This window comes from Achromobacter sp. JD-1 (genome assembly GCF_038594925.1).
GTDB lineage: Bacteria > Pseudomonadota > Gammaproteobacteria > Burkholderiales > Burkholderiaceae_B > Achromobacter > Achromobacter spanius_C.
In genome coordinates this window covers 345,196-365,635 of record NZ_JBCGCS010000001.1, presented here as the reverse complement: position 1 = coordinate 365,635, position 20,440 = coordinate 345,196, and the positions used below count along the sequence as shown (strand labels likewise).

At 60.1% G+C, this 20,440-nt stretch carries 17 protein-coding genes; 6 read left to right on the top strand and 11 right to left on the bottom strand.

Annotated elements, in window-relative coordinates:
- Positions 1-163 precede the first annotated feature (163 nt).
- Both WBR68_RS01685 and WBR68_RS01680 read right to left on the bottom strand, forming a co-directional pair.
- Positions 164-409, bottom strand: a complete 246-nt coding sequence (locus tag WBR68_RS01685; RefSeq protein ID WP_023082476.1) for a DUF2274 domain-containing protein — start codon at positions 407-409, stop codon at positions 164-166.
- A complete protein-coding gene (locus WBR68_RS01680) occupies positions 406-1,674 on the bottom strand; it encodes a TrbI/VirB10 family protein (protein ID WP_230693489.1) in 1,269 nt (422 codons plus the stop codon). The genes WBR68_RS01685 and WBR68_RS01680 overlap by 4 nt, the downstream gene beginning before the upstream one ends.
- 39 nt (positions 1,675-1,713) lie before the next feature.
- On the opposite strand from WBR68_RS01680, the gene WBR68_RS01675 reads away from it, so the two are divergent.
- Entirely contained in the window at positions 1,714-3,546 is a 1,833-nt protein-coding gene (locus WBR68_RS01675) for a hypothetical protein (RefSeq protein WP_230693393.1), read from the top strand.
- Between the two features lie 42 nt (positions 3,547-3,588).
- Here the strand turns inward: WBR68_RS01675 and WBR68_RS01670 are convergent, their stop codons facing one another.
- From WBR68_RS01670 to WBR68_RS01660, 3 genes are read right to left on the bottom strand one after another with little or no spacing between them, the layout of a single operon-like run.
- Positions 3,589-4,119: a type II toxin-antitoxin system VapC family toxin gene (locus WBR68_RS01670; protein WP_230693392.1), complete on the bottom strand. Its 531-nt coding sequence runs from the start codon at positions 4,117-4,119 to the stop codon at positions 3,589-3,591.
- On the bottom strand, positions 4,120-6,618 hold the full coding sequence (locus WBR68_RS01665) for a DNA methyltransferase (protein ID WP_230693391.1): 2,499 nt from the start codon (positions 6,616-6,618) through the stop codon (positions 4,120-4,122).
- Complete coding sequence (locus tag WBR68_RS01660) at positions 6,615-7,166, bottom strand: hypothetical protein (RefSeq protein ID WP_230693390.1); 552 nt, start codon at positions 7,164-7,166, stop codon at positions 6,615-6,617. Before WBR68_RS01660 ends, WBR68_RS01665 begins: the two co-directional genes overlap by 4 nt.
- A 345-nt stretch (positions 7,167-7,511) precedes the next feature.
- Between WBR68_RS01660 and WBR68_RS01655 the strand changes: the two genes are divergently transcribed.
- The 5 genes from WBR68_RS01655 to WBR68_RS01635 all read left to right on the top strand — a co-directional run bounded on the left by WBR68_RS01655 (position 7,512) and on the right by WBR68_RS01635 (position 12,685).
- The gene (locus WBR68_RS01655; protein ID WP_230693389.1) at positions 7,512-8,108 is read left to right on the top strand and encodes a hypothetical protein; all 597 of its coding nucleotides are present in this window, start codon (positions 7,512-7,514) and stop codon (positions 8,106-8,108) included.
- A gap of 220 nt (positions 8,109-8,328) precedes the next feature.
- Positions 8,329-8,781: an HAD domain-containing protein gene (locus tag WBR68_RS01650; protein ID WP_230693388.1), complete on the top strand. Its 453-nt coding sequence runs from the start codon at positions 8,329-8,331 to the stop codon at positions 8,779-8,781.
- A 451-nt stretch (positions 8,782-9,232) separates the two neighbouring features.
- On the top strand, positions 9,233-10,522 hold the full coding sequence (locus WBR68_RS01645) for a hypothetical protein (RefSeq protein WP_230693387.1): 1,290 nt from the start codon (positions 9,233-9,235) through the stop codon (positions 10,520-10,522).
- 239 nt (positions 10,523-10,761) lie between these two features.
- A complete protein-coding gene (locus WBR68_RS01640) occupies positions 10,762-11,274 on the top strand; it encodes a hypothetical protein (RefSeq protein ID WP_230693386.1) in 513 nt (170 codons plus the stop codon).
- A gap of 274 nt (positions 11,275-11,548) precedes the next feature.
- On the top strand, positions 11,549-12,685 hold the full coding sequence (locus WBR68_RS01635) for a lysozyme inhibitor LprI family protein (RefSeq protein WP_230693385.1): 1,137 nt from the start codon (positions 11,549-11,551) through the stop codon (positions 12,683-12,685).
- 144 nt (positions 12,686-12,829) lie between these two features.
- Here WBR68_RS01635 and WBR68_RS01630 read toward each other — a convergent pair whose 3' ends face one another.
- From WBR68_RS01630 to WBR68_RS01605, 6 genes are all read right to left on the bottom strand, one after another.
- Positions 12,830-13,966: a hypothetical protein gene (locus tag WBR68_RS01630; RefSeq protein ID WP_230693384.1), complete on the bottom strand. Its 1,137-nt coding sequence runs from the start codon at positions 13,964-13,966 to the stop codon at positions 12,830-12,832.
- Complete coding sequence (locus tag WBR68_RS01625; RefSeq protein ID WP_230693383.1) at positions 13,966-15,645, bottom strand: DNA-processing protein DprA; 1,680 nt, start codon at positions 15,643-15,645, stop codon at positions 13,966-13,968. The genes WBR68_RS01630 and WBR68_RS01625 overlap by 1 nt, the downstream gene beginning before the upstream one ends.
- Complete coding sequence (locus tag WBR68_RS01620) at positions 15,646-16,905, bottom strand: HAD hydrolase-like protein (protein ID WP_230693382.1); 1,260 nt, start codon at positions 16,903-16,905, stop codon at positions 15,646-15,648. It abuts the gene before it with no gap.
- Positions 16,906-17,483: 578 nt separating this feature from the next.
- On the bottom strand, positions 17,484-17,996 hold the full coding sequence (gene cysC, locus WBR68_RS01615) for an adenylyl-sulfate kinase (RefSeq protein WP_016495556.1): 513 nt from the start codon (positions 17,994-17,996) through the stop codon (positions 17,484-17,486).
- 23 nt (positions 17,997-18,019) lie between these two features.
- Positions 18,020-19,324, bottom strand: a complete 1,305-nt coding sequence (gene aroA / locus WBR68_RS01610) for a 3-phosphoshikimate 1-carboxyvinyltransferase (RefSeq protein ID WP_016495555.1) — start codon at positions 19,322-19,324, stop codon at positions 18,020-18,022.
- Between the two features lie 16 nt (positions 19,325-19,340).
- On the bottom strand, positions 19,341-20,432 hold the full coding sequence (locus WBR68_RS01605; RefSeq protein WP_016495554.1) for a hypothetical protein: 1,092 nt from the start codon (positions 20,430-20,432) through the stop codon (positions 19,341-19,343).
- Positions 20,433-20,440 lie beyond the last annotated feature (8 nt).

Below are 20,440 nucleotides of genomic sequence, written 5' to 3'. Positions count from 1 at the left end.
CGTCGCGATAGAAAGCCGGAGCGTGCTGCATCAGAGACGATTGCCAGCAGACGGCGGCCACATTTCATCATCATAGCCCGACCGGCTACCGTCCTCCAGAACGAAGAACGCGCAGCTTCGGGCTGCGCGTTCCAGAGATGGCCGCCAGCGGAAACCGGCATCATCAGCTCGGCGTCGGAGGTGCGGCCTTGCCCGCACCTCCCTTCCTGAATCCCCGATCCCCGGCCATGAATGCCGCCAACATATGCGGGATCAGCGTGGCCGCATCGACCATCTCGCCATAGGTCTGCGCGTGCAGCGCCGCGTAGCAGTCGAGGTCGGCTTTCAGGCTGGTCGGGCAGGAAAAGGTCAGCTTCGTCATGTCATGGCGCGGCAAAGGACCAAGCCGTAGTTTCTTGGTCGTGCTCATCGTGAAGTCCCCCTGTTGAAGAAAAGCGGCTGGTATGGCCGCAGCACCAGATCGCGGTTGACGATGATGCGTACCGGCAAGCCGGGGCGCTGGGTCAAGGTGGGCTGGATGTTGAGGTTGCGCCGGGTCATCTCCTGGCCGACCTGATTGATGCTGTCCTGAGCGCTGTCGCGCCCGGCGATGATGATGCGGTCGCCGTCCTGCCGGTTCTCTGGCGCGGCCAGTTCGGCGCCGACGCCCAGCAGTGTGGTCAGCGCCGCACCGGCGAAGATGCGGCCCCAGTGGTAGTCCACATCGTCTTCCAGGCCGGCATAGCCGGCCGGGTCGGTGCCGACCAGGTTGTCGAGCGTGAGCGAAGACGTGTCCGGCAGGATGATCCGGTTCCAGACAACTTGAACCCGGCTCTGCCCGTAGCTGACCTGGCTGTTGTAGCGCCCGAGGATGCGCGATCCCTGCGGGATCAGCAGGAACTTGCCGGTGGCCGTGTCATAGACCGGCTCCGTGACCGTGGCGATCACGTCGCCCGGCAAGTCCGACTTGATGCCCGTCACCAAGGCACCTGCGATCACCGTTCCGGCCATGACCTGGTACGGCGAAGCCGGCAGGGTCAGGTTGCCGGAATTACGGGTTTCCGTGGAACCGCCTTTCAGGAAAGCCTCCTTCTGGTCTTGCCGGTTCTGCACGGCGGTCGGGTCGGCAGGCTGGGCCGCCGTCGAGGCCGGCCCGGCGGCCATCGGGTCGAACGCCGCATTGGCGGCGAAGCCTGGCGCGGCAGTGACCTGCGACTGCGCGACCGGCGCGGCCGCCTGCGCACCCGAACGGAAGAACACGGACGAAGCCGCGGCCGCGTCGGCTTCCTTGCGCAGCGCATCGTTGGGGTCATGGCCGGGGGCCGCGTAGGCGGCTGTGACCGGCTGCTGCGACTTCACGATGGCCGGGCCGAGATCGCCCGGCAGCGGCGGCCCCAGCTCGGGAACGGCGGGTAGCGGCTTCGAGTAATCCGCCGGCAGCGCATCCAGTCCTTCCGACTTCGACACGCGATCCACGTTGTAAAGCTCGGTCTGTTCGCTCGCACCGCGCCGCTGCGGTTGCAGCGACCACATCAGCGCGCCGAGCACGGCGACCGACAAGCCACCGGCGAGGATGGCCAGCGTGCGCCGGTTAAGTCGCGTGACCGGGCGCGGCTGCGCGCGCAGCGCCACCGCCTCGGGCGCGATCTTGCCCGCCGCTCTGAAAGACTTCGCTATTTGCGAATGTGCCGCGATCCGTGTAAATAGCCAACGCTTGTTGCGAATGCGTGAGCCATGGCTAAAGAACCGGTCCAGCACGAAAGCCTGCTCCTGCCAGGCTATTGGCGAATAACCAGCTTCGGCGCACTGACCGAAAATCCAGCCGCAGCTGCCGGCGACCTCCTTATCCGTGCGGACCTGGCGGAATTGGCCAACTGGGAAGACTCCCCTGTGGATTGGGGCAGGGTCACGGGACGTCAGCGGCGGATGCTCGTGCCCGTTGGCGAGCTTCCGCGCCTTCATCTCAACGCTGTCCTGCATGACGGACGCCTCGCGAACGACCTCGTGGACCGGCTCGAATTCGAGCGCTGGATGCGCCGGGAGATCAACTGCGATAGGTCGAACATCACAGTAATCACTCGCGACCACAAGGACGACCAAGGCAACTATGTGGTTCCCGTTCGCGCCAAGTGGGCAAGCCAGCTCAGCGACCATGATCGTCATGGACTGTTTGTCGCATTCGGATCTGGCGAAGACCCCTATGCGCTAGTCATCCCCTGCGTCGAGGTGTTCCGCTTTTTCTACGCCACGTCAGATGTACTGGCAAAGTACCTCTTGAAGGACCGTTTTCTTGATCCCGGCGCCTACCTTTGGAATCCCAGCAAGACGGCTATCTCGAGGACTGACGGGAAAGCGGTCCTGTGGCTGCGGAAATGGATGCTGGATGCGGATGCCCGGTTCCTGGCGAGGTTCGCCTTCGACGAGTACGCCCTCGGCCAAGCCCAGGCGATATTCCTGAGTACCGCCGCTGCCAACGAGCCTTCGCATGAGCGACGCATAAGGGCGCTACCGCCGTTCCAAGGCACTGAAGAAGTCACGTTTCTTGGGATACCACTTGGCAGTGAAGAGCGCCCAAGGATCTTCGTCACGCGGCTATTGAGCTGCGACTGGAAGCCGCCCTTCACCGAACTGAAATGGGATCGGGACAACGACGGCCGTTCCGACCCCAACAAACGCGAGGAGCGCCCTCCGACTGAATGGAAACCCAGTCTCTTGTCGGTCCCTCACGACGATACACAAGAGCCAGCTGCGCTTAGCACCAGTCCCCCGTCAGTGGCAAGCGTGCCGTCGCGTGTTCAAGAGCAGGAAATCGTGGACCGCTTTCCCGAGCTGAACAACATACCTGCGCAGAAACTCCCGCAGGAAGGGGCCACGACTCGGGCTGCGCATCAGGACTGGAAACCGGTAATGAGGGAGGCCTACCAGGGGAGCGTGGTCGACGGCACTTCGTCCGGGGACATCGTAGGCCGCACGGTGATTGAGGCATTGGAGCACAGGCCCGAGCAAGCTCCGAAGAATGTAACAGCTGTCGATGACGAAATTGGCCGAGTGCAATACCTCGATATTCTCGGACTCCTTCGCCGAATCCGTGACGCAGAGTTGGCGAAGGTCGAATTCCTGGTCGCGCTGGATTGCTCTGCGACCCTTCACGGCGTGGATTTCAATGTCTTTCCGGACGAGCTCGACGGCAAGCCGAGAGCGTGGCTGTATGTCGACGCCGAAAAGAAGAAGCGCAGGACGGCGCTTCTTGCCGAGGTTGAGTTCGAGGGTCGCCGTCGGTACATCATTGAACTGCAGCAGCGCAGAGACGGCGAATGCTCGACGCTCGTCGCTTGGCAGCGCAAGGAGCTGCGTCTGTCGCGTGGTTTGCTTGCAGTCCTGATGATGGACTGCGCTCGGGCAGAGGCGGCGCGACTCGACAGCGCTGTGTACCTGCAGATTCCGTGGGCTCGACTTCATCACACGACGCCAGATGCCGACGATGCCACCGCCAAGTACTTTCTTCAGCGGATTTTCTCGGCGAAACCCCTCAAAACAAGATCCGATACGGGGGCGGTCTCGTTGTGAGTCCACCACTACGTTCTTAGCGCCCGGCCCCGCCAAGCGCGCTCAGGCCAGCGGGCCCAGCTTCTGCAACTTGAGTCGCGGCAGATGAATGCTCAGTTGTTTGTAATCGCCATCGCGCGTCACAAGCCGGAGATCATGCGCGATTGCAGTGGCGGCAAGCCATAAATCGTTCTCTGTGATGAGCAGCTTGGACGCTGGCAGCTTATCGATCCACATTTCTGGCGGCTTGCTCTTGAGCTTGGCCTTCTGCAAGAGGTTGGGGGCAATCGCGTTTGCATAGGCCGCCCGCAGCGCGGCATGTTCGTGCGCCACGTGCTTTGTGATGTCGAGCAACGAAGACTTCTCGAGCCACGCGATGCGCGTCTTGATTCCATCGATGGCTGCATGCGGAAGCACAGGCGTCCGCAGCGGGAGCAGCTCCATCCCAAAACGCATTTCCGACAGCGTGACGACGCTCGCGTAGACCTTGGCGTTCTTTGCCTGACACCCGTCGAAAAAAAGGCGTGCCGGCTCATGCCAAGCGGATTCGCTGTTCAATAGATCCGACGCTGCTACCGTATCAAGTAGGTACATTCAATAGTTGAATAGATTCGCTACGTCAGCAGGCAGGGGCTTACCCAATGCTTCCCGCAAAGCCCTGTCCTGGCCCGTTGTTGCTGACAGTCGGACGCCAAGGGGTAGCGCACCCTCTTCTGCGCCTATGCCCGGGTAAGTCGGGAAAGCATGACCGCATGGGCGATTGCCACGGCTCATCAGGCGCAAGACCTCACGTTCCAATCTGGGAGGCAAGTCATATGCGGCCAGAATATACGAATCAATCTCCATTAAAAAGTCCGCTGCGCCTTTGTCGCCCGTGCGAAATATAGGACCCGCCGCGTCCTCCTGCGCGAGATAGGCGACTGTCAGCTCCTTAATCGTCCCGTCAAGGGCGGTGCCTGGAATCGGCATGTCATGCATGGTCCCTACCCTCAAGCGCTTGTCCGGGTCTTTGACGAAACTGAACGCATTGAGCACAGGGGAATTGAGCAGGCAGGTGAGTTCGTCGAGCGTTAGCTGTGCCTCGGGCCTGAGCCAAATGCCGAAGAACTGCTGAGATACCACCAGACCTTCGGTGTCGGTTGCTGCGGCAATGCGCCAAGGCCCCCGCGAAGTCCTGGCGGCCGTGCAGATGACCTTCTGCGTTGACCATGGAAGGTTAATGGCCCCCCCGCGAAGGTGCTCTTCACGGCAATCCAGGTAGACCGGTTTGTCGATTCTGAACTGCGTGATGCTGCCGGCGCTCCGATGCAACCCGCGCCGGAAGCCACGTTCTTTTCGCGCCTGGCTTGCCTCCACCTGATCGATTGTCCACTCCAGACCGCGATGGACTTCGGCGATATCTCCGAGCTTGGGATTCTCTGCCAGGTATTCCCACACCTCACGCAACGGCTGCAATCCGATCAGACCCGGGGACGTACGCGTGTCCTCACGTGTTTCGGCGACCAGATCGCTCTGGAGGCTGGCATGGAACCGCTGAAGATCCTGACGGCGCACTTCAGTACGTCGCAACGCAGTGCGCGCATCGCCAGTGTCGGATTTGAGGCTCTGGGCGATTAGCACTTCCGCGCCCACGGTCGCCAAACGGAAGGTTCCTTCCGGCAGAGTCAGTATCTCGACGTCCGCGTACATCTTCATCACGCGGTCGGCAACATCCAAGTACTTCTTGTGAGAGCTGAAGCCGGGCGGCATCACGATGCCAAGGTACTGCGGCCTTCCTGCCAGAATCTCGTTGAGCGCCGCGATCGGCTTGTGTATGGACAGGCCGCCGTCAGGACTGCTGGCGAAATCCTCGAAAGGCGGGTTGCACACCACCATTCGGGCCATTTTTGCGCGTTGCGTTAATAGGTTGTCGGCGAAAAGATCTTCCCTCGAAATACGCCAGCCGTTGTGATTCGGATAGTCCGCGAGGATCAAAGCCAGCCGCGCGATCTCGCAGGCAAAGCCATCCAGTTCGCTGGCCGCAAAGTGGCGCACCAGGTGTTGGTGCGTCCGCGCCGGCGTCCAGTTCGATGGCAGCAGCTCCTTCAGGCGCCTTAGCGCCGCCGTCAGAAACACGCACGAACCGGCAAAGGGCTCGAAGACGGTGAGGTTCCGAATGTCTTCGTCCTGTGGCAGATTGAACGAACGGATCACGTAATCGGCCACGCTAGGCGGCGTGCTGTGCGTGCCATAGTGCCGCCTGATTTCCGGTGAGATCAGCGTGTTCTCGTAGACGAAGGCGAGGTCATCGGCCGCCACGTTGCGAATGAACAGGCCCTCGCGCAGCACGCGCCAAGCGCGGGTCACCTGCTTGCGCTTGGCGTCGTTCCAGCGCAGACGCAAAGGCGCGAGCGAATACAACGCATCGATCTTGTCGATCACGGCGACAACGTCATCCAGATCCACGCCTGCCAGTTGCGCGTCTTCGCGGTCCTCGAGGATCTTGGCCGAGAGGAGTCGAAATGCCATCGGGAAGAGCACTTCGAAATCCCGCTCCACGGATAGCCTGGTGGCGCCGAGCTCATCGAAACACTCCAGGAACGACTTCAGCAGCTTGTCGAGCGCCGATTGCGCCTGCAGCTGAAGAGCGAACACGGACGATGTGTCAAACAGCGACAGCGTTTTTGCCGTTGTCTCGCGCAGACGAAGCGATCGCAGTTCCTTGACCGCATCGGCGCGCAAGAAGCTGCCGGAAGCCTCGAACAGGGTTTGCCAGGCGTCTGCCGGCGCTTCCTTGATCTTTACAGGCCCTTGGGTCGAGTACGTCCAGGCCGTAGCTTTGCTGGGTGACAGGACCACCAGAAACGGCGCGCCCAACGAGCGCACACTGGCCACTTCGGCCTGCAACGCGTCCTCCGCGTCTTCCGGAGTGCGCACCACACCGACAGCCGCGTTCTTGTAAGAGGCCGGCGTGTCCAGAAAGGCCGCAAGGGCGACTCGCCGCACGTCATGACGCTCGGTCTCCAGGGCAGCGAACCGGTAGTCCGCAATCAGATGACTTGCGCGATAGCCCAGCGCAGACAAACATCGCTTCAGCGCGACGATCGAAGTCATGCGGCCCCCGTCTTCTTGTTGAGCGGTTCTTTGCGGACAGCCCGCGGCTGTGGCGGCTCAACTACAGCTTGTGCCATTGACTCCGTGCCGCCGACGACCGCAGGAATATTCATCTCCTCCGTTCGATTGATCTGTTTGACCCAGGAAGAGGGAAGGCATCCATCCACTCTCTCGAAGATCGGCCCTAAGGGCAGGACAAGCCCCTCTTCTGTCAGTACCGGCCCGTCAAAATATGAGGCGGCAGGAGGAACGAGGTTCAAGACCAGACGCGCGCTACGGGCGACGGGCCGCGGGCTGGAGACCGTCCTCAAGATCACATCGGCAAGGGATGCCACTGCGGCACGTTGCAAGCCGAATTTTCTTTCCAGCTCGCAGCAGATGGCAACGACAAGGACATCGCGGCCCGAATACTCGACGGCTACGCGCGCTGCTTTCGCGCGCCCCGCGAAACCCGGCAGCTCCTTGAGCAGCCCATTGAGCCGATCACGCGAGTAGCCCGTGATATCGCACAAGGTGGCTACGGTCGTCTTGTACTTTGGTTCTCCCATCTGCGCATGATAGGCACAGAGCTGTGGCGAGGCAACACACATCTGTGTGCGATGGACACAAATCTGCGCAGGTGCAACACAGATGACATGCGCGAGTCGGGTCTGGTGAGCTCGAAATAAGCGTCGTGCGGCACGCGTGCCCATAATGCCGGGGCGGAGTCCTCCATGCCGGTGTCGCGGTTGGGGGCGCGTTCGAATTTCTTGGGGTAAGGGGCAGATCTGGCCCACAGAGCCTCGAGCGGACCATCTTTTCGGCTGCCGACTCTTGTGGGGGCGTGCAACTGCTAAGCTCATAAAGAGGCGGTCGTGGCGAAGCGTACGGACGCCGCTCCTGGATGTGCCGTTATGAGCGAAACGAAACTGGAACCGGATCTAGCCGAGCTCGTTGGTGAGCTCGAACAGCTCTGCGACGCAATGGGCCTGCGCATCGATCCGGGCGCAGACTGCGGCTCGGACATCTCTCCAGAGTCCCGTCGTCAGTTCATGGCTGCGTTAGCCAATCTGACTGGACACTTTGCTGGTGCCTCCGAAGTCGACTTGTTCCATGCGCGCCAGAACGTCTTGATGCGCAGAGAGTTTGAGTTGCGCTGTGGAGGCTTTCAGGAAGGTCCGGCTGAGCGACTCCACATGCTCGAACTGGAGGGGCGCATTTTCGGTGTTCGATCCGTTGATGGGCTTATCCGATATCCGGCGATGCAGTTCGATTCTCTCGGCGAGCCCTTTCCTGAGGTCGCGCAGGTTTTGGGCGACCTCAGGGCTTGGTACGCTGGCTGGGAGATCGCATTGTGGTGGGTGTCCGCGAACGAGTTTCTCGGTGGAGAAGCACCCATAGTGCGCTGGCCCGTGGACCGCAAACCTGTTGTGTGGGCAGCGGCGCAGGAGCGGGAGATGTTCTCCGACTTGGCCCCGGAGGGCGCCAGCAGCTGGTCGGCCAGCCGGTAGAGGCAGACAGCTGAAGAAAGAGGCAGCTTCCTATGCACGATAAGTCCGCGCGGTGGAACTACTTCTACCCCATGAGGATTGCCCCAAGTCCTCGGCTGCCTGGCGTCCCGAGTGAGACGCTACTCGCGGCTAGTCGGGGTCAAACGCCGGATCGTGGTCCTTGTCATCGGCAGTTCGGCGGCGGTACTGAACGGCCGGGTGGTGGCATCGGGGTGTTCACATGATCCTGTTCCTCGATTTCGACGGCGTTTTGCACCCGCTGAATAAGGGGCCCGCCAATTTGGCGCGAGCCCCCTTGTTGCTCCCAATCCTGCGCGAGTTTCCTGAAGCCAAGGTGGTTTTGTCGACGAGTTGGCGTTACATCTACACGCTTGATGTCATATCCGCCAAACTTCCAAAGCCCTTGGCGGATCGCATCGTTGATATGACGCCGAGGAACGTGTGCGAAGACGTCGCGCATCAGCACGAAGGACGTCCCCGATGGCCGATCAGGGAGCATGAGTGCCGCGACTGGCTGCGTGCGCAAGGTATTGATGACACTCCTTGGTTGGCGGTCGACGACGATCGGGACGTCTTCAGTAAGGACGCCCCGGTGGTCTGGTGCGATCCCCGCGAAGGGCTTACAGCCGAAGCTGTCGAGCTGATTCGCGCGCGTCTAAGGGCTGTGAGTTAATGGCCGCGCGATTCGCCCCCAAATGGGGTTCGAGGGGGCCCGCGGAAAGGCGTGACCAGTTTCGCGCCCGAGGGATCTGTTTGCGCAAGCGATCCACCGGCCGCGATCAAACGCCCGATTCGACCATTCTGATACCTCATCTAATTGAACATGTTCCGACGCACCAATGAGTGACTGGTCGGTCGTTGCGGACAACGGACGCACCACCTTGCCTACGCGCTCAGATCTGGTAATGGCGTGGGCTCGGGATTGCGCCACGGGTGAGCCACGGTACATCGGCGAACTCGGCCGGCAACACGCGGGTACTCGGTGCAATTGCGAGTGCTACAGCTGCGGAAGGCCCTTGTTGGCGGTCAACGCGGGTAGGCCGAACTACCTGCGCCGTCCGCACTTTCGGCATCCAGCCGGTGCAATTCGGGAAGACTGCCTTGTGCTATCCGCGCGCGCCGCCGTGCTGGAGATGCTGAGTGAGGCGGATACGCTTCGCCTGCCGCTGCGCGAGCGAGAAGGGTCCGTACAAGGTTTATCGGGGAAATACCACAAAGCTTGGGCGACCGCGCCGTCTCACACGGCAAGCATCGCCCGCTTTGATTTTCGCGATTCGGCGCGCGCCACCCTCACACTCGACGATGGCCGAACCCTGGACGTGCTCCTTGTCGGATCGGTCGAGGCAACTAGCCTCGCCACAGTCTATGAATGCCTCACGCCGACGATCGCGATCATCGTTGAAGATCCGGCGATCGCGAGCATGTCCCCCGAGGATCTCCGCCGACGGCTCACAATCGATATTGAGCGCGCGATTTGGTGCGCGCATTGGGACGATCGTCATCTTGCGCAACTGGCTGAACAGGCTGCCGTAGCCAAAGCATCCGACGTGTTGGATTGGGGGGCTGCGGACCGGGAATCGTTGCTCCACGTGGTCGCCAAGCGAATTCTCGAAGAGGAGAGGCAGATCCGGTTGCCCGACTTGGTGGCGACGGCGCATAGCGTGCTCCCAAACGGGGACCGATTGGTCTCATCGGCGCGTCTCCCCGGCACGATAGTCGAGTTGGGCGACGTCCAACTGGAGATGCCGATCGGTCAAACCCGTCCGGATGTCGTTGCCCAGATGTATGGGCCGCCACCTTGGAACACAGGTACGTTACTGATCGAGATAACGGTGACGAATGCGATAGCCGAGGAGCGACTGGAACGAATCCGGCGGAACAACCTCCCGGCCTTGGAGATCGACGTGCGCCAGTTCGGTGGAGAAGTCACCCGAAGCGAGTACGCGCAACTGATTGTCGACGAAGTCGCAGGCAAGCGTTGGCTACATCATCCGGAGCTCTCGTCGCTCCACGAAGTCGCAACCGCCTCCTTGGCGAGACAAGCTGGCACGCGCAACCGTGCCCTGGAGGATGAGCGGCAACTGACCGAGTTGGCAACTAGAGAAAATGAAGGCTTTGGGGCCGTTCCGCGCTCGGGCGGGACCAAGACAGCCCGTGTTAACGGGTCGAAAGCAGTCTCGAAGGCGGCCCCGCTCAGCCCTGCCGAAGGATGGCGATCGGGGCCAGTGTCGACCGCTAATAGCGCGCAATGGCGCACTTGTGGTTGCGTCCAGTGGGCTGCAGTGCTGCAATTCGGCGAGGACTGCCGCGACCGAAACATCACTGTCGCGCTCGCGCTCAAACAATGCTCCGAGCGTTTCGGGCACTCCATCGAACTTCTCAAAGGGGTCTGGCGCTCGGCTGGCCTGATGTAATCAGCAATCACTAATGCCCTGGTTGTCGAGTTCATGTTGCCCCGCCCAGGCGGGCTAGCGCCCCTACGCCCCTCAAATTGAGGCGCGCCGAATAGATGAGGACGGGACAGGCCTGCGACAGTAGCGGTTAGACGAGTGGTCTTAGAGCGGCAAACCAACCTCAGATTCATAAGGCGCGATGCACTCTGTTCGCGGCTTGCGTGCCACGCTAGACGGCGCAACCAGATTGAAGGCTCCTCATGCAGGATCAGATCGACAAGTATCGCGCACACAGCTTTCGAGAAATAGAGACTGACTCCGGAGTCGGTTCGCGCGTCTTTGTCAATAAGGAGCTAGGGCGGGCCGTCAAATTTAACCAAGACCCGGCTTATGACAAGTTTGCCGAGTTCGCGCGGTCCAACCCTCAGCCGGCCTTGCCCGTGATACACGTTCACACGAAGCCGCTGGGCGAATTCAAATCTCTCTCAAACGACCAATACACAGTCACTGAACTGGAGCTGCTGGCAGTGCTGTCCGCCGAGGAACAACAGCTAGTCGAGGATTGGGTCAAAGCCGAGTTCGCCAGCCTGCGCTCCGAGATGCAGCCTGCCGGGTTTCAAGATGATCCGTATGACCTCAGATTGACGTTTAATTCCCTGCGTACCGAAGCCGCTCGCGTCGGGGTACATCTAGACGTCTTGAAAGGCTCCAACTTCATGAAGAGAGGAACTGACGGCGAGCTAAGAGTTGTATTCATCGACCCATTCGCTTGATGCCTAAGTTCCAGCGCGGGTCGGACGCAGCACGCACTCGGCGCGTGCCAAGGCAAATCGGGATCGTTTGTGATCGAGTGGTTGAATCCCGCCCATCTCCGCCGGTCGGTCTTTCATATCCAGAGTCCTTTTGGGCCTAGGCAACTCCTGGTGTGTTGCATCGATCTCTTGAATCCAGCGAGGAAGATCGGCCCTCCCATATTCGCGGCAAAATGGGCGCCGGCCTTCTGTCTAGCATGGTCACGCGCCGTCGAGCGAGAAAGGCCCATGCACCATGGCGAACTATATGCGGCTTATATTGGTTCTCATCTTCGGCTTGCCCGGAATGGCGGCGCAAGCAGCAAGCTTCGATTGCTCCAAAGCTCGAATCGCCGTTGAGAAACAAGTGTGCGCATCGCCGACACTCTCAAAGCTTGATGAGGATCTCGCTGCGCAGTACAGGTCAGCCTTGGTAGCCGCGGAGAACCCTGCCGAGATCAAGGTTGGCCAGCGCGCTTGGTTGAAGCGGCGAAATCAGTGCCAAGACGACGCATGCATCGAGCAGTCGATGCGCGGCCAGATTCAACGGCTTGCGGGCGGGGAGGAGGGGGGCGTTGGCCAAGACGCCGACACTTCGGTGGCGGGCTCAAGTACTGCAGCCGTATCTGCTGATGCGAGTGCACCGGCTGCGTCGCAAAACGCGCTAGCTCCTGATGCGTCCGCAACCCGAGATCAGAGCGACCAAACACAACCGCTGCCCGTCACCGACACGGCGGCTGTCCCTGAACCGGTTGGGTTTGCATCATCGCCGGCTGCTGCCCGCACCGAGTTGGGCGCTGCCGCGCTCACGACGTCGCCCACGAAGACTCTTTCCGGTTTCTGGCGAATTCTAGTTGCGTTGGCCGTAGTCGTGATTGCGTACAGGCTAGCTATGGTTCTCTTCAAACTGCCCGGGCCGTCAAGGATCGGGGCGGCTTGGAGGGCGGCCTCGCTCGGCAGGAGGATGGCTACCACGTTGGGTGTGGCTCTCGTGGCGGGGCTTGCGATCGGGGCAATGTCAAAGTCGGATGAAATGAAGGCCAAGGACCGGGGCGCCAGTTCGGAAGGCCAAAAGTTCGCTGCGCTGGAACAGAAGTGGAGGTCCGAGCAAAAAGAGCTAGCGCACGAGGTGGCTGAACCCGACAGTATCGCCGCTGCCGAGAAGGAGAAGACGGATCGGGAGTTCTTGGCTCACGAACTTGAAAGAGTGGAATTTGCGGTGCGAAATTATGACCGCAAGAATCCGCAGTGTCAGTATCTGCCCGCAGTGTGGCCGGAACTCTTTAAGGCGATGGAGCAATTTGACGGCGATATGGTCAGGTCCGCCGTTCTGATTAACAAGACGTTGGATGACAAGCTAATACGGACATGCGTTCCGAATCTCCCTGCCTGAAGCTCGCCCGGACAAAGGTCCGGTCGGCGGCAACTTCTCGGGCCTCGCGACGACGTCCCGTCGGTCGCGCTCGCCACGAAACGTTCCGTCGGCATCTTGTGCGTGGGCCGAATTGCCGGTAGTGCCGGGTCGGTATCCCACCAGTTACGACAGCAGCGAGTTAAGCACGGTTTGACTTACCGGGTTCGTGTTCGCATGCCACGAGGCATTCCTATCAATCCGGAAGTCGCCCACAGCGACCGGTGCAAAGGGGTCCGTCCCAATGGCAATGTCGTAGTACCTCAGAGCATTTCCGAACTTGCCGAGAGCGATGCCCGTGACCGATGCGGCGCCGGCTTTGTTCAGGAAGGCCGCTGCTACGCCGAACGAAACACCATAGGTGGTGCAGTCATCCACCACGATGACGTGTCTTCCCGAAAGTTTCGTTCTATAGGCGGGATTCAAGTGCAGGCTCGTGATCTGCCCGCTCGGGTCAGTGCGGTCGACGGAGGCCCCTGCGCGCGACCGCTTGACGGATGGTATGTGCCGGACAAAAAGTGGGATGCCGCGTTGCGCGTACCGCACGCGAGAGACGGTTGTTCGAAGTCGATGGGCAAAGTCGCATAGCACGTCACTGTCGTCGTTCGAACTGCTTGAAGAAGGATAGACGCCCCATATCAGATCCTTGACCTGGTCGGTGCCGTCGATGAGCAACGACCTGGCTGTGAGCGTCAGCAGCGCATTCAGGCGGCCGCCGCCATTTTTGACTGTGGCCGTGAGCCTTTGGGCGAACGCCTGCTGGTCGAGAGTCTTCCCGTATCCCGAGAGGTCCGAGAGTGCTTTCACGTTGTATCGGTCTTCGTGGCCATTGAACCACCACTGACCTGACCAACCGGCTGTCAGATTCAAAATCTCCTGCAGCTCGGCTGCATTGGCCACCTGAATTCCGAGACTAGCCACTTGCCGATCATTCGCCCAGCCGCCTGCAACCAACAGCGCTCGCCCGTTCTTGCCCATCTGTACGTCTTCGGGTTTGGTCGCCAATACGACGATGTCGTAGGGTTGAATCGCGAGATGCGTCGCATTTTCTCTGACGATCTCCCCCCCCTGACGTCCCCGCGCCTGCAAATACTGGACACCGCTGCCGAGGAAAAGGCCATCAAACCAAGGAGGCTTGCGATGGTTGGAGACTAGTGCGACCGGATTACCCGCGGCTCTCCCAGCTTTCAGCACTGCAGCGAGTGCGACATCAGGTCGGCCGCTGCGCATGAGGGCATCGGGCGACGTAAGCAGCGCTAGCATTACGGACTATCCTCGTGTCGGGCGTTGGGCACAGACAGTGAAGCGTTGAACCAGACTATCAGGTCATCGAAATCAACTTCCCGCACTGACGTGTCCTGGCGCCCGATGGTCGGCGACCGTTCGACAACTGCAGTCGCGAGGTCCGCGCGCAATAGGCTCAACACTTCTTCCAGGCTCTGTGGGGGCTTTGAATGCGTCGTATGCGGCGGGACGAATTCCAACAGATCATTGGGGGCCTGCGCCCTCGCATTCTGAGATCTGATCCAGGCCTCCAAATACGAATGCGCAGCGGAGTCAACCACACTCTTCATTTGTCTCCAGGCGTTCTCTACCGAGAACTGCAGGAACATCGACCTTTCCTCCGACTGGCCGTCGGGCGATCGCAGCTTGGAGATTTCCTGGAGACTTTTCTCGAGAAACTTCAGTCGGTACGCAAGCTTGGCCAGAGATTCCGTGTCGGCGTTGGGTGCGCTACTTTTGAACCTCTCGATGGTTGCCAATGCGTCGGAAACTGAGAGGGTCCTTCGATGCTCCCAACGGACGAGCAACATCACATTGTTCGCCATCCGCTCTTGAGCCGCCGAGGCGTCGGGCACATCCATCATGAAGTGCGCCTTGCTACCGCTATCGTCTGGCCCGGTGTGCTGCGCGCTAGACGTGGATCCGTTCGCGGAGCCTTCGACGACGGATACCTCCTCGCGTTTTTGTTTGCTAGTCGATAAGACTGTGGCCGCTGGCTCTCTTTCAAGAAGTCGCTGATAGTCTTCTTTGCTGCGCAGTACCACGATCTGAGCCAGAGCGGACTCACTACACCTCAACAAGGCGGTTGTGGAGCTTGACGTGCCCTCAGCAATCAGCAAATTGGCCTGAATCTTGGATTCGTCGTTGGCCCGATCTCGATCGGTCGGATACGGGACCGCCAGCCAACGGCCATACTCCAGTGCGGCGCGCGATGCATGCAGGCTTCCCCCTTTTAAGTCGGACTGGATCATGACCACGCCATCGGCCAGCCCTGCCTGGGTTTTGTCCCGTTTGACGAACTGCTGGGCCTGTGCCGATTGACCGAAAGGGTACTCGCTCACCAGAGCGCCGCCTGACTCGAGAATCCGTTCGGCCAGGTCTTTGTGCCTCGACGGCGAAATCATTTGAAGCCCGTGCGCCAGAACAGCGACCGTGTGACCCCCGCATTCCAACGCCGTTTCGTGTGCTATTGCGTCACAGCCCAGCGCTAGACCGCTGACAATACTGGAGCCTTTCTCGACGAAGAACCTGGATATTCGTTGGGCGATTTGAATGCCGTGCGCGGTCGGCTCACGGGTGCCGATAACCGCGACCGAGTGATCGCTATCCCGGGCCAGCTTGCCCTTGACGTACAGAATGAAGGGATCGTCCTTCGTCGTCGCCAGCCGGCGAGGGTATTCTGGATCGACGGCAGAGATAATAAAGGATTGAGCCGTCTTGGCGGCATCGATTTGGCGGTCGGCCTTTTCCAGAGCAAGGCGCCAAGCGTCCTCGGTTTCAAGCGACCGAGCGATCTGGGGCACCCGAAGCCCCAAGACAGCAGGTTCCTCGCCGAAGAAGTCCGGGGTCGCGGCCACTTTCTTTAGCGACGCCGGGCCTACGCCTTTCAGCATTGACAGCGCAAGCAAAAATCTCGTGGCGGGAGAGGCGGCGCGCATCTATTCCCTCGGAAGTACATCGGAGACGTTCTTGGCGAAGGCCAAGCGTCTTACGTCCGTGGCGCCGCAATCCTTCAGACACCGTCCGGCATAAATTAAAGAGGCGCCCGTGGTAACGACGTCGTCGATTACGATATAAACGGCGTCGGTCAGAACGGAATTTTGTTGGGCGACGAACAAGTGATCGCGGACGTTCGCAAATCGTTCGTGGGCGCTCAGATGATCACCGTGGTTGGATTTTACGCCTGCTTTGTAGGCTAGCAAGCCCGGCGCCACGGAGACGCCGATTCGCTTGATGGGGTCATTGATGAAGTGCGCGCCGAGTTCCGTCAGAAGCGTTTCTAGGCGCGGCTTACGCCCTGGCCGGTGGGGAACCACGGTAAGAATGATCTGCATTTCTCTGAAGAACGACTGCGCCGCAAATTCGCTTTTTATGAAATGCCGCACGGCGACTAGCCAAGCTTCGGGGAACGCGTCGGCTTCCTTGTTGGCGCTAATGGAGTGGGTCAAAACGTGCCACATCTGGCGATGTTTGAGCGACTGGTAGTTCGAGAAAGAACGGCCGCACGCATGGATAGGGTAGGAGGTCGTATCGCCGCCAATCTCCCTCGGAATGAAATGGCCGATCTTGTCGAAACGATGCCCGGAGCCAAACGGTCTGCCGCCACCGCCCAGAAGGCGTTCGAGCTCTGGAAGGAACCTCTCATAGGATTTGAGCACGTCGACGAGGTGTTCCGGGCTATCGATGATGGCATCTGGCATGTGCCCCATTGCTCGCCAGTGCTCGGACTTCAGCTTGTTAGGCCAGCCCCCTTTGTCGAGTGCCACGAGGCAGCCGCAATGATAGGCGGACCGGATATCTGCATCACTGTCTCCTACCACTATGACTTCGTTTATGTACTGGATTTTGAGTTCGGACATTGCGTGATCAATACCGTCTCCGAACGGCTTGGTGCGCCTTACGTCCCCGTACGTAACAACAATGTCCCACTCGAAGTCCGGATACGCCCACTTGAGAACGGTCTCGACGTACGGTCTTGGCGCCCTCGTGAAGACGCCCAGCATCAACTCCGGAAAGTCGGCTCTAATTTTCTCCAATAGATCGCGTGAGTAGATCACGCGATCCTCGTCCTCTTCCAAAGCACCGGCAATCTGGGCCAACAACGCCGAGGTAGCTCTTTTGCTTTCTAACCGAAGGGATTCCAAATCGTCTGTGTGGACGAGAGTGTTGTCGAGATCGAATAAGCACAGGCGGAACATTCGAATCCTCTTCGATGCTGGGAGCTAATGGTGGTTAGTTCGCCGGGGGGCGCGAATCCGCAGTCTGCAGTATAGGGTCTTTGTAGGACAGAAGACCTCGGGCTCCCGCCGACGGCGGTTCGGGTAGTGAGCGTGCGCCTCGAGCCGCATGGGCGGTCCTCTGGCATGTCAGCAGGAAGTTGGGGCACGAAGCGCCAGAATGTTATTTTGTGCAGAGTGGCACGCAGTCCGGTTGCGCACACGCGAGTAGCTTCGCCCGCTTGCGCGGCGCATCGACAATAGAATCAAGTGTCGGCGGTTACCGCCTGAGGTTTGTGTGATCTGGAGAGCCGATCGGCGCGTTCGCATCCAGGCAGACTGCACCGCAATTCGTTCTTTGTCCGATCACGCGCACAAGCTCGAGAGGTGCTGCGAGACCGTGTCGGTCGTGCGGAGATCTCTCAGGACGCGGCCCTCTTTCCGCACGGAAGCAGTGTGAGGGGCGCTTTGGACCCTCAGAGATAGGAATCTAAAAGAGGTGCCTGCGCGCCGCCGGCAGACAATGACCCTAGTCCTCCAGGCGGTCGTCTTCTGCGACGTCACGTGCCCGTGACGCGTCGTATGATGTCGGCTGCTGTGGCCTCAATATCGAACCCGGGGTCGCTGATACAAATCTGCGGGGCTTTCGGGGCCTCGTAAATCTGAGACACGCCGGTAAAGGCGCGTAGAGTCCCAGCGCGTGCTCTTCGGTAGTGCCCCTTGACATCCCGAGCCTCACAAACTGACAGGGGGACATCAAGGAATACCTCGACGTATCGGTCGGGCCCGATGATGTCCCGTGCGGCTCTACGGTCCTCCTCAAAGGGGGAAACGAGCGCGACGGCTGCGAATATGTCACAGTTGTTGGCCAGCCTTGCAACCTCCGCGACCCGGCGCACATTCTCAGTTCGGTCAGCAGGCGCAAAGCCCAAGTCTCGACTCAGGCCCTGCCGTACAACGTCACCGTCCAAGAGGCATACTGGACAACCGCGCACTCGAAGCTGGCGAGCAATAGCTGCCGACAGCGTTGTCTTGCCCGCTCCGCTCAGGCCCGTGATCCAAACTGTGCGCATAACGCCCCTCGTGATGAGATTGCTTATTGCGAGCTCGCCAGACCGCAGCCGGCGCACAGATCTCCAAAGCCCGGAAACGACGTCCCGATCGCCTCCGCATCCACGACTGTTATCCCGTCTTCGCAGCGGGAGCTGGCGATGGCGAAAGCCATCCCGATTCGGTGGTCGTACGCCGTCTCAATTGAGACACCGCCCTTGAGCATTCGACTGCCCACGCCCGATATCACGGCGCCGTCGGGCTTGGATTCGACGACTACGCCAAGCTGGCGCAACCCGACGAGCATGGTCTCAATACGGTCACTTTCCTTAACTCTGAGCTCCTCCGCTCCGCGCACTACAGTGGTCCCGTTGGCAAACGCCGCGGCAATAAAGAACACGGGGAACTCGTCGATCATCCGGGGCGCGATGTCCGCGTCGAGCTCGATTCCGGACAGCTCGGCACCGGTGACCGTTATATCAGCGACTTCCTCTCCACCAGAGCTGCGGCGGTCCGAAAGCTCTACCCGCGCGCCCATGAGCCGCAGTGCGTCCACAATGCCGGTGCGTGTCGGATTTATTCCCACGTTCCTGATGGTAATTGAGGCGCCAGGATTGATAGCAGCCGCCACCATAAAAAAGGCTGCGGACGATATGTCGCCGGGAACAACAACGTCCCGGCCCTTCAGGCTGCTTCGCTCCACTTGGATTTCTTGCCCGTTGACGGAGACGTTGCCTCCGAAGGCGGCCACCATGGTTTCCGTGTAGTTGCGGGTGGGTTTCCTTTCTATCACGGTGGTGGCTCCATCCGCATAGAGGCCGGCCAACAGTACCGCCGACTTCACCTGGGCGCTGGCCACGGGCAAATCGTAAGTGATGCCCCGAAGCTTTGGCGTGCCGGTGATCCTCATCGGAGCGGTCCCGGAAGCTGACAGCTGAATTTGCGCCCCCATTTGGCCAAGGGGGGTCGCCACACGCCCCATCGGCCGTTTCGACAAAGAATGGTCTCCAACCAGCACGCTTTCGAAGGGCTGCCCGGCCAAGATTCCGGCCATAAGCCTCATCGCAGTACCCGCGTTGCCCGCGTCCAGTTCCGCATTTGGCCGCGTGAGCCCACTCTCGCCGGCCCCAGTGATGGTTACCTGCCCGTTCGCAATCTCAATGCTTACTCCCATGGCTCGCATCATTCCGATGGTGCTGACCACGTCTGCTGCCAGCAAGCACTTCCGAACCGTGGTAACCCCTTTAGCCAGAGAGCCGAGCATCACCGCGCGGTGAGAGATGGACTTGTCGCCAGGAACCTCAATCACTGTCGGGTTTTGGGTCAGACGGCCGGAAAACGTAACCTTCATTTGTGCCTCGCTAGAATTAGACTGCGAATTTCTCGCTATCGGGATTGTTTATTGACAACATTGGAGCGCAGCGGCCCCGGATGAATTCGATCAGCCTCTGTTCGCTTTCTTCCACGACCCTTACCGACTCCGCGGCTCGGCGACCGATGGCCGCCCGCAGGAAATAGTCACGCCAACCTTGTGCCGCCTGGTCAGCGAGGTGATGCAGCGAGTTTACATCGGCGGGCTGGCAAAATCCGCTTCGCATGAGAATGGTCCCCAACCATCTTGCCCAGCTCCGCTGGTTGGCGAGGAAGCGCAGCGTTTTGGTCAGGCGATCTTCGTTGCCTTGGGCGGCACGAAAAGCCTCGCCGACGAGAACGGCCTTACGTTCGACCGCAGTACTAACCGATTCGATTCGCCCAATGGCGTTTGCCACGACCGTTTCAACCGATGGCAGGGCTCGGAAGTCGCGTCGAACTCTGGCGGTGAGAACATAGGGCGCCCCGTGCGTCGCTTCGCTAAACAATTGCTCATGGAACAGAGATAGGCGCCCGAGGGTGTCGAAGTGCTCGGCATAGACGTCACCAAGGACGTCGTACAGAGTCCTCTTGCCGGAGTCGAACTCCGCGCCTAGCAAATCAAAGAGACGCTGTGCGTGCGCAGCTTTTATGAGGCCGATGAGCTGTGAGTTGTCAACGGTTCCAATGACGCCCGTCTCCTCGTCGAGAGCGCGGACCAATATCAAATGAGTTCCAGCCGTGTTCGCGGCGAATTTCAGTTCCGGGCCTTTGACGCATGGCACTAACACGGGCTGCCCCGCCTCGAGCAGGGACTTGAGCGTGGCACCCAGTGCCGCAGGGACGGCCGCTACTTCCAAGGAGATGCCGAGTGCTTCGGCAATGCATTGCGTTTCTCCCGCACCAAAGAACATCGATTCGACCGAGCGCGAAGAAGGGCTCCCTGTAATGTAATGATCGATCGTTGCCAGCGCGAAATTATAAGCCTCGTAGCCGTAGGGAAGCAGATGCTCAACAGCCAACCCTTTGCTGACACGCCAGCAATTGAGTCCGTGGTGGTCGTAGGTGGTCCCATCTGCGATGAACCGAATCGAAGCCAGTTGCCGCATTTTTCCTC

Excerpts from the sequence above, each read along its gene's own strand:
- WBR68_RS01685 (WP_023082476.1), bottom strand. The coding sequence starts at position 409 with ATGAGCACGACCAAGAAACTACGGCTTGGTCCTTTGCCGCGCCATGAC.
- WBR68_RS01675 (WP_230693393.1), top strand. The coding sequence starts at position 1,714 with ATGGCTAAAGAACCGGTCCAGCACGAAAGCCTGCTCCTGCCAGGCTAT.
- WBR68_RS01670 (WP_230693392.1), bottom strand. The coding sequence starts at position 4,119 with ATGTACCTACTTGATACGGTAGCAGCGTCGGATCTATTGAACAGCGAA.
- WBR68_RS01665 (WP_230693391.1), bottom strand. The coding sequence starts at position 6,618 with ATGACTTCGATCGTCGCGCTGAAGCGATGTTTGTCTGCGCTGGGCTAT.
- WBR68_RS01660 (WP_230693390.1), bottom strand. The coding sequence starts at position 7,166 with ATGGGAGAACCAAAGTACAAGACGACCGTAGCCACCTTGTGCGATATC.
- WBR68_RS01655 (WP_230693389.1), top strand. The coding sequence starts at position 7,512 with ATGAGCGAAACGAAACTGGAACCGGATCTAGCCGAGCTCGTTGGTGAG.
- WBR68_RS01650 (WP_230693388.1), top strand. The coding sequence starts at position 8,329 with ATGATCCTGTTCCTCGATTTCGACGGCGTTTTGCACCCGCTGAATAAG.
- WBR68_RS01640 (WP_230693386.1), top strand. The coding sequence starts at position 10,762 with ATGCAGGATCAGATCGACAAGTATCGCGCACACAGCTTTCGAGAAATA.
- WBR68_RS01635 (WP_230693385.1), top strand. The coding sequence starts at position 11,549 with ATGGCGAACTATATGCGGCTTATATTGGTTCTCATCTTCGGCTTGCCC.
- WBR68_RS01630 (WP_230693384.1), bottom strand. The coding sequence starts at position 13,966 with ATGCTAGCGCTGCTTACGTCGCCCGATGCCCTCATGCGCAGCGGCCGA.
- WBR68_RS01625 (WP_230693383.1), bottom strand. The coding sequence starts at position 15,645 with ATGCGCGCCGCCTCTCCCGCCACGAGATTTTTGCTTGCGCTGTCAATG.
- WBR68_RS01620 (WP_230693382.1), bottom strand. The coding sequence starts at position 16,905 with ATGTTCCGCCTGTGCTTATTCGATCTCGACAACACTCTCGTCCACACA.
- cysC (WP_016495556.1), bottom strand. The coding sequence starts at position 17,996 with ATGCGCACAGTTTGGATCACGGGCCTGAGCGGAGCGGGCAAGACAACG.
- aroA (WP_016495555.1), bottom strand. The coding sequence starts at position 19,324 with ATGAAGGTTACGTTTTCCGGCCGTCTGACCCAAAACCCGACAGTGATT.
- WBR68_RS01605 (WP_016495554.1), bottom strand. The coding sequence starts at position 20,432 with ATGCGGCAACTGGCTTCGATTCGGTTCATCGCAGATGGGACCACCTAC.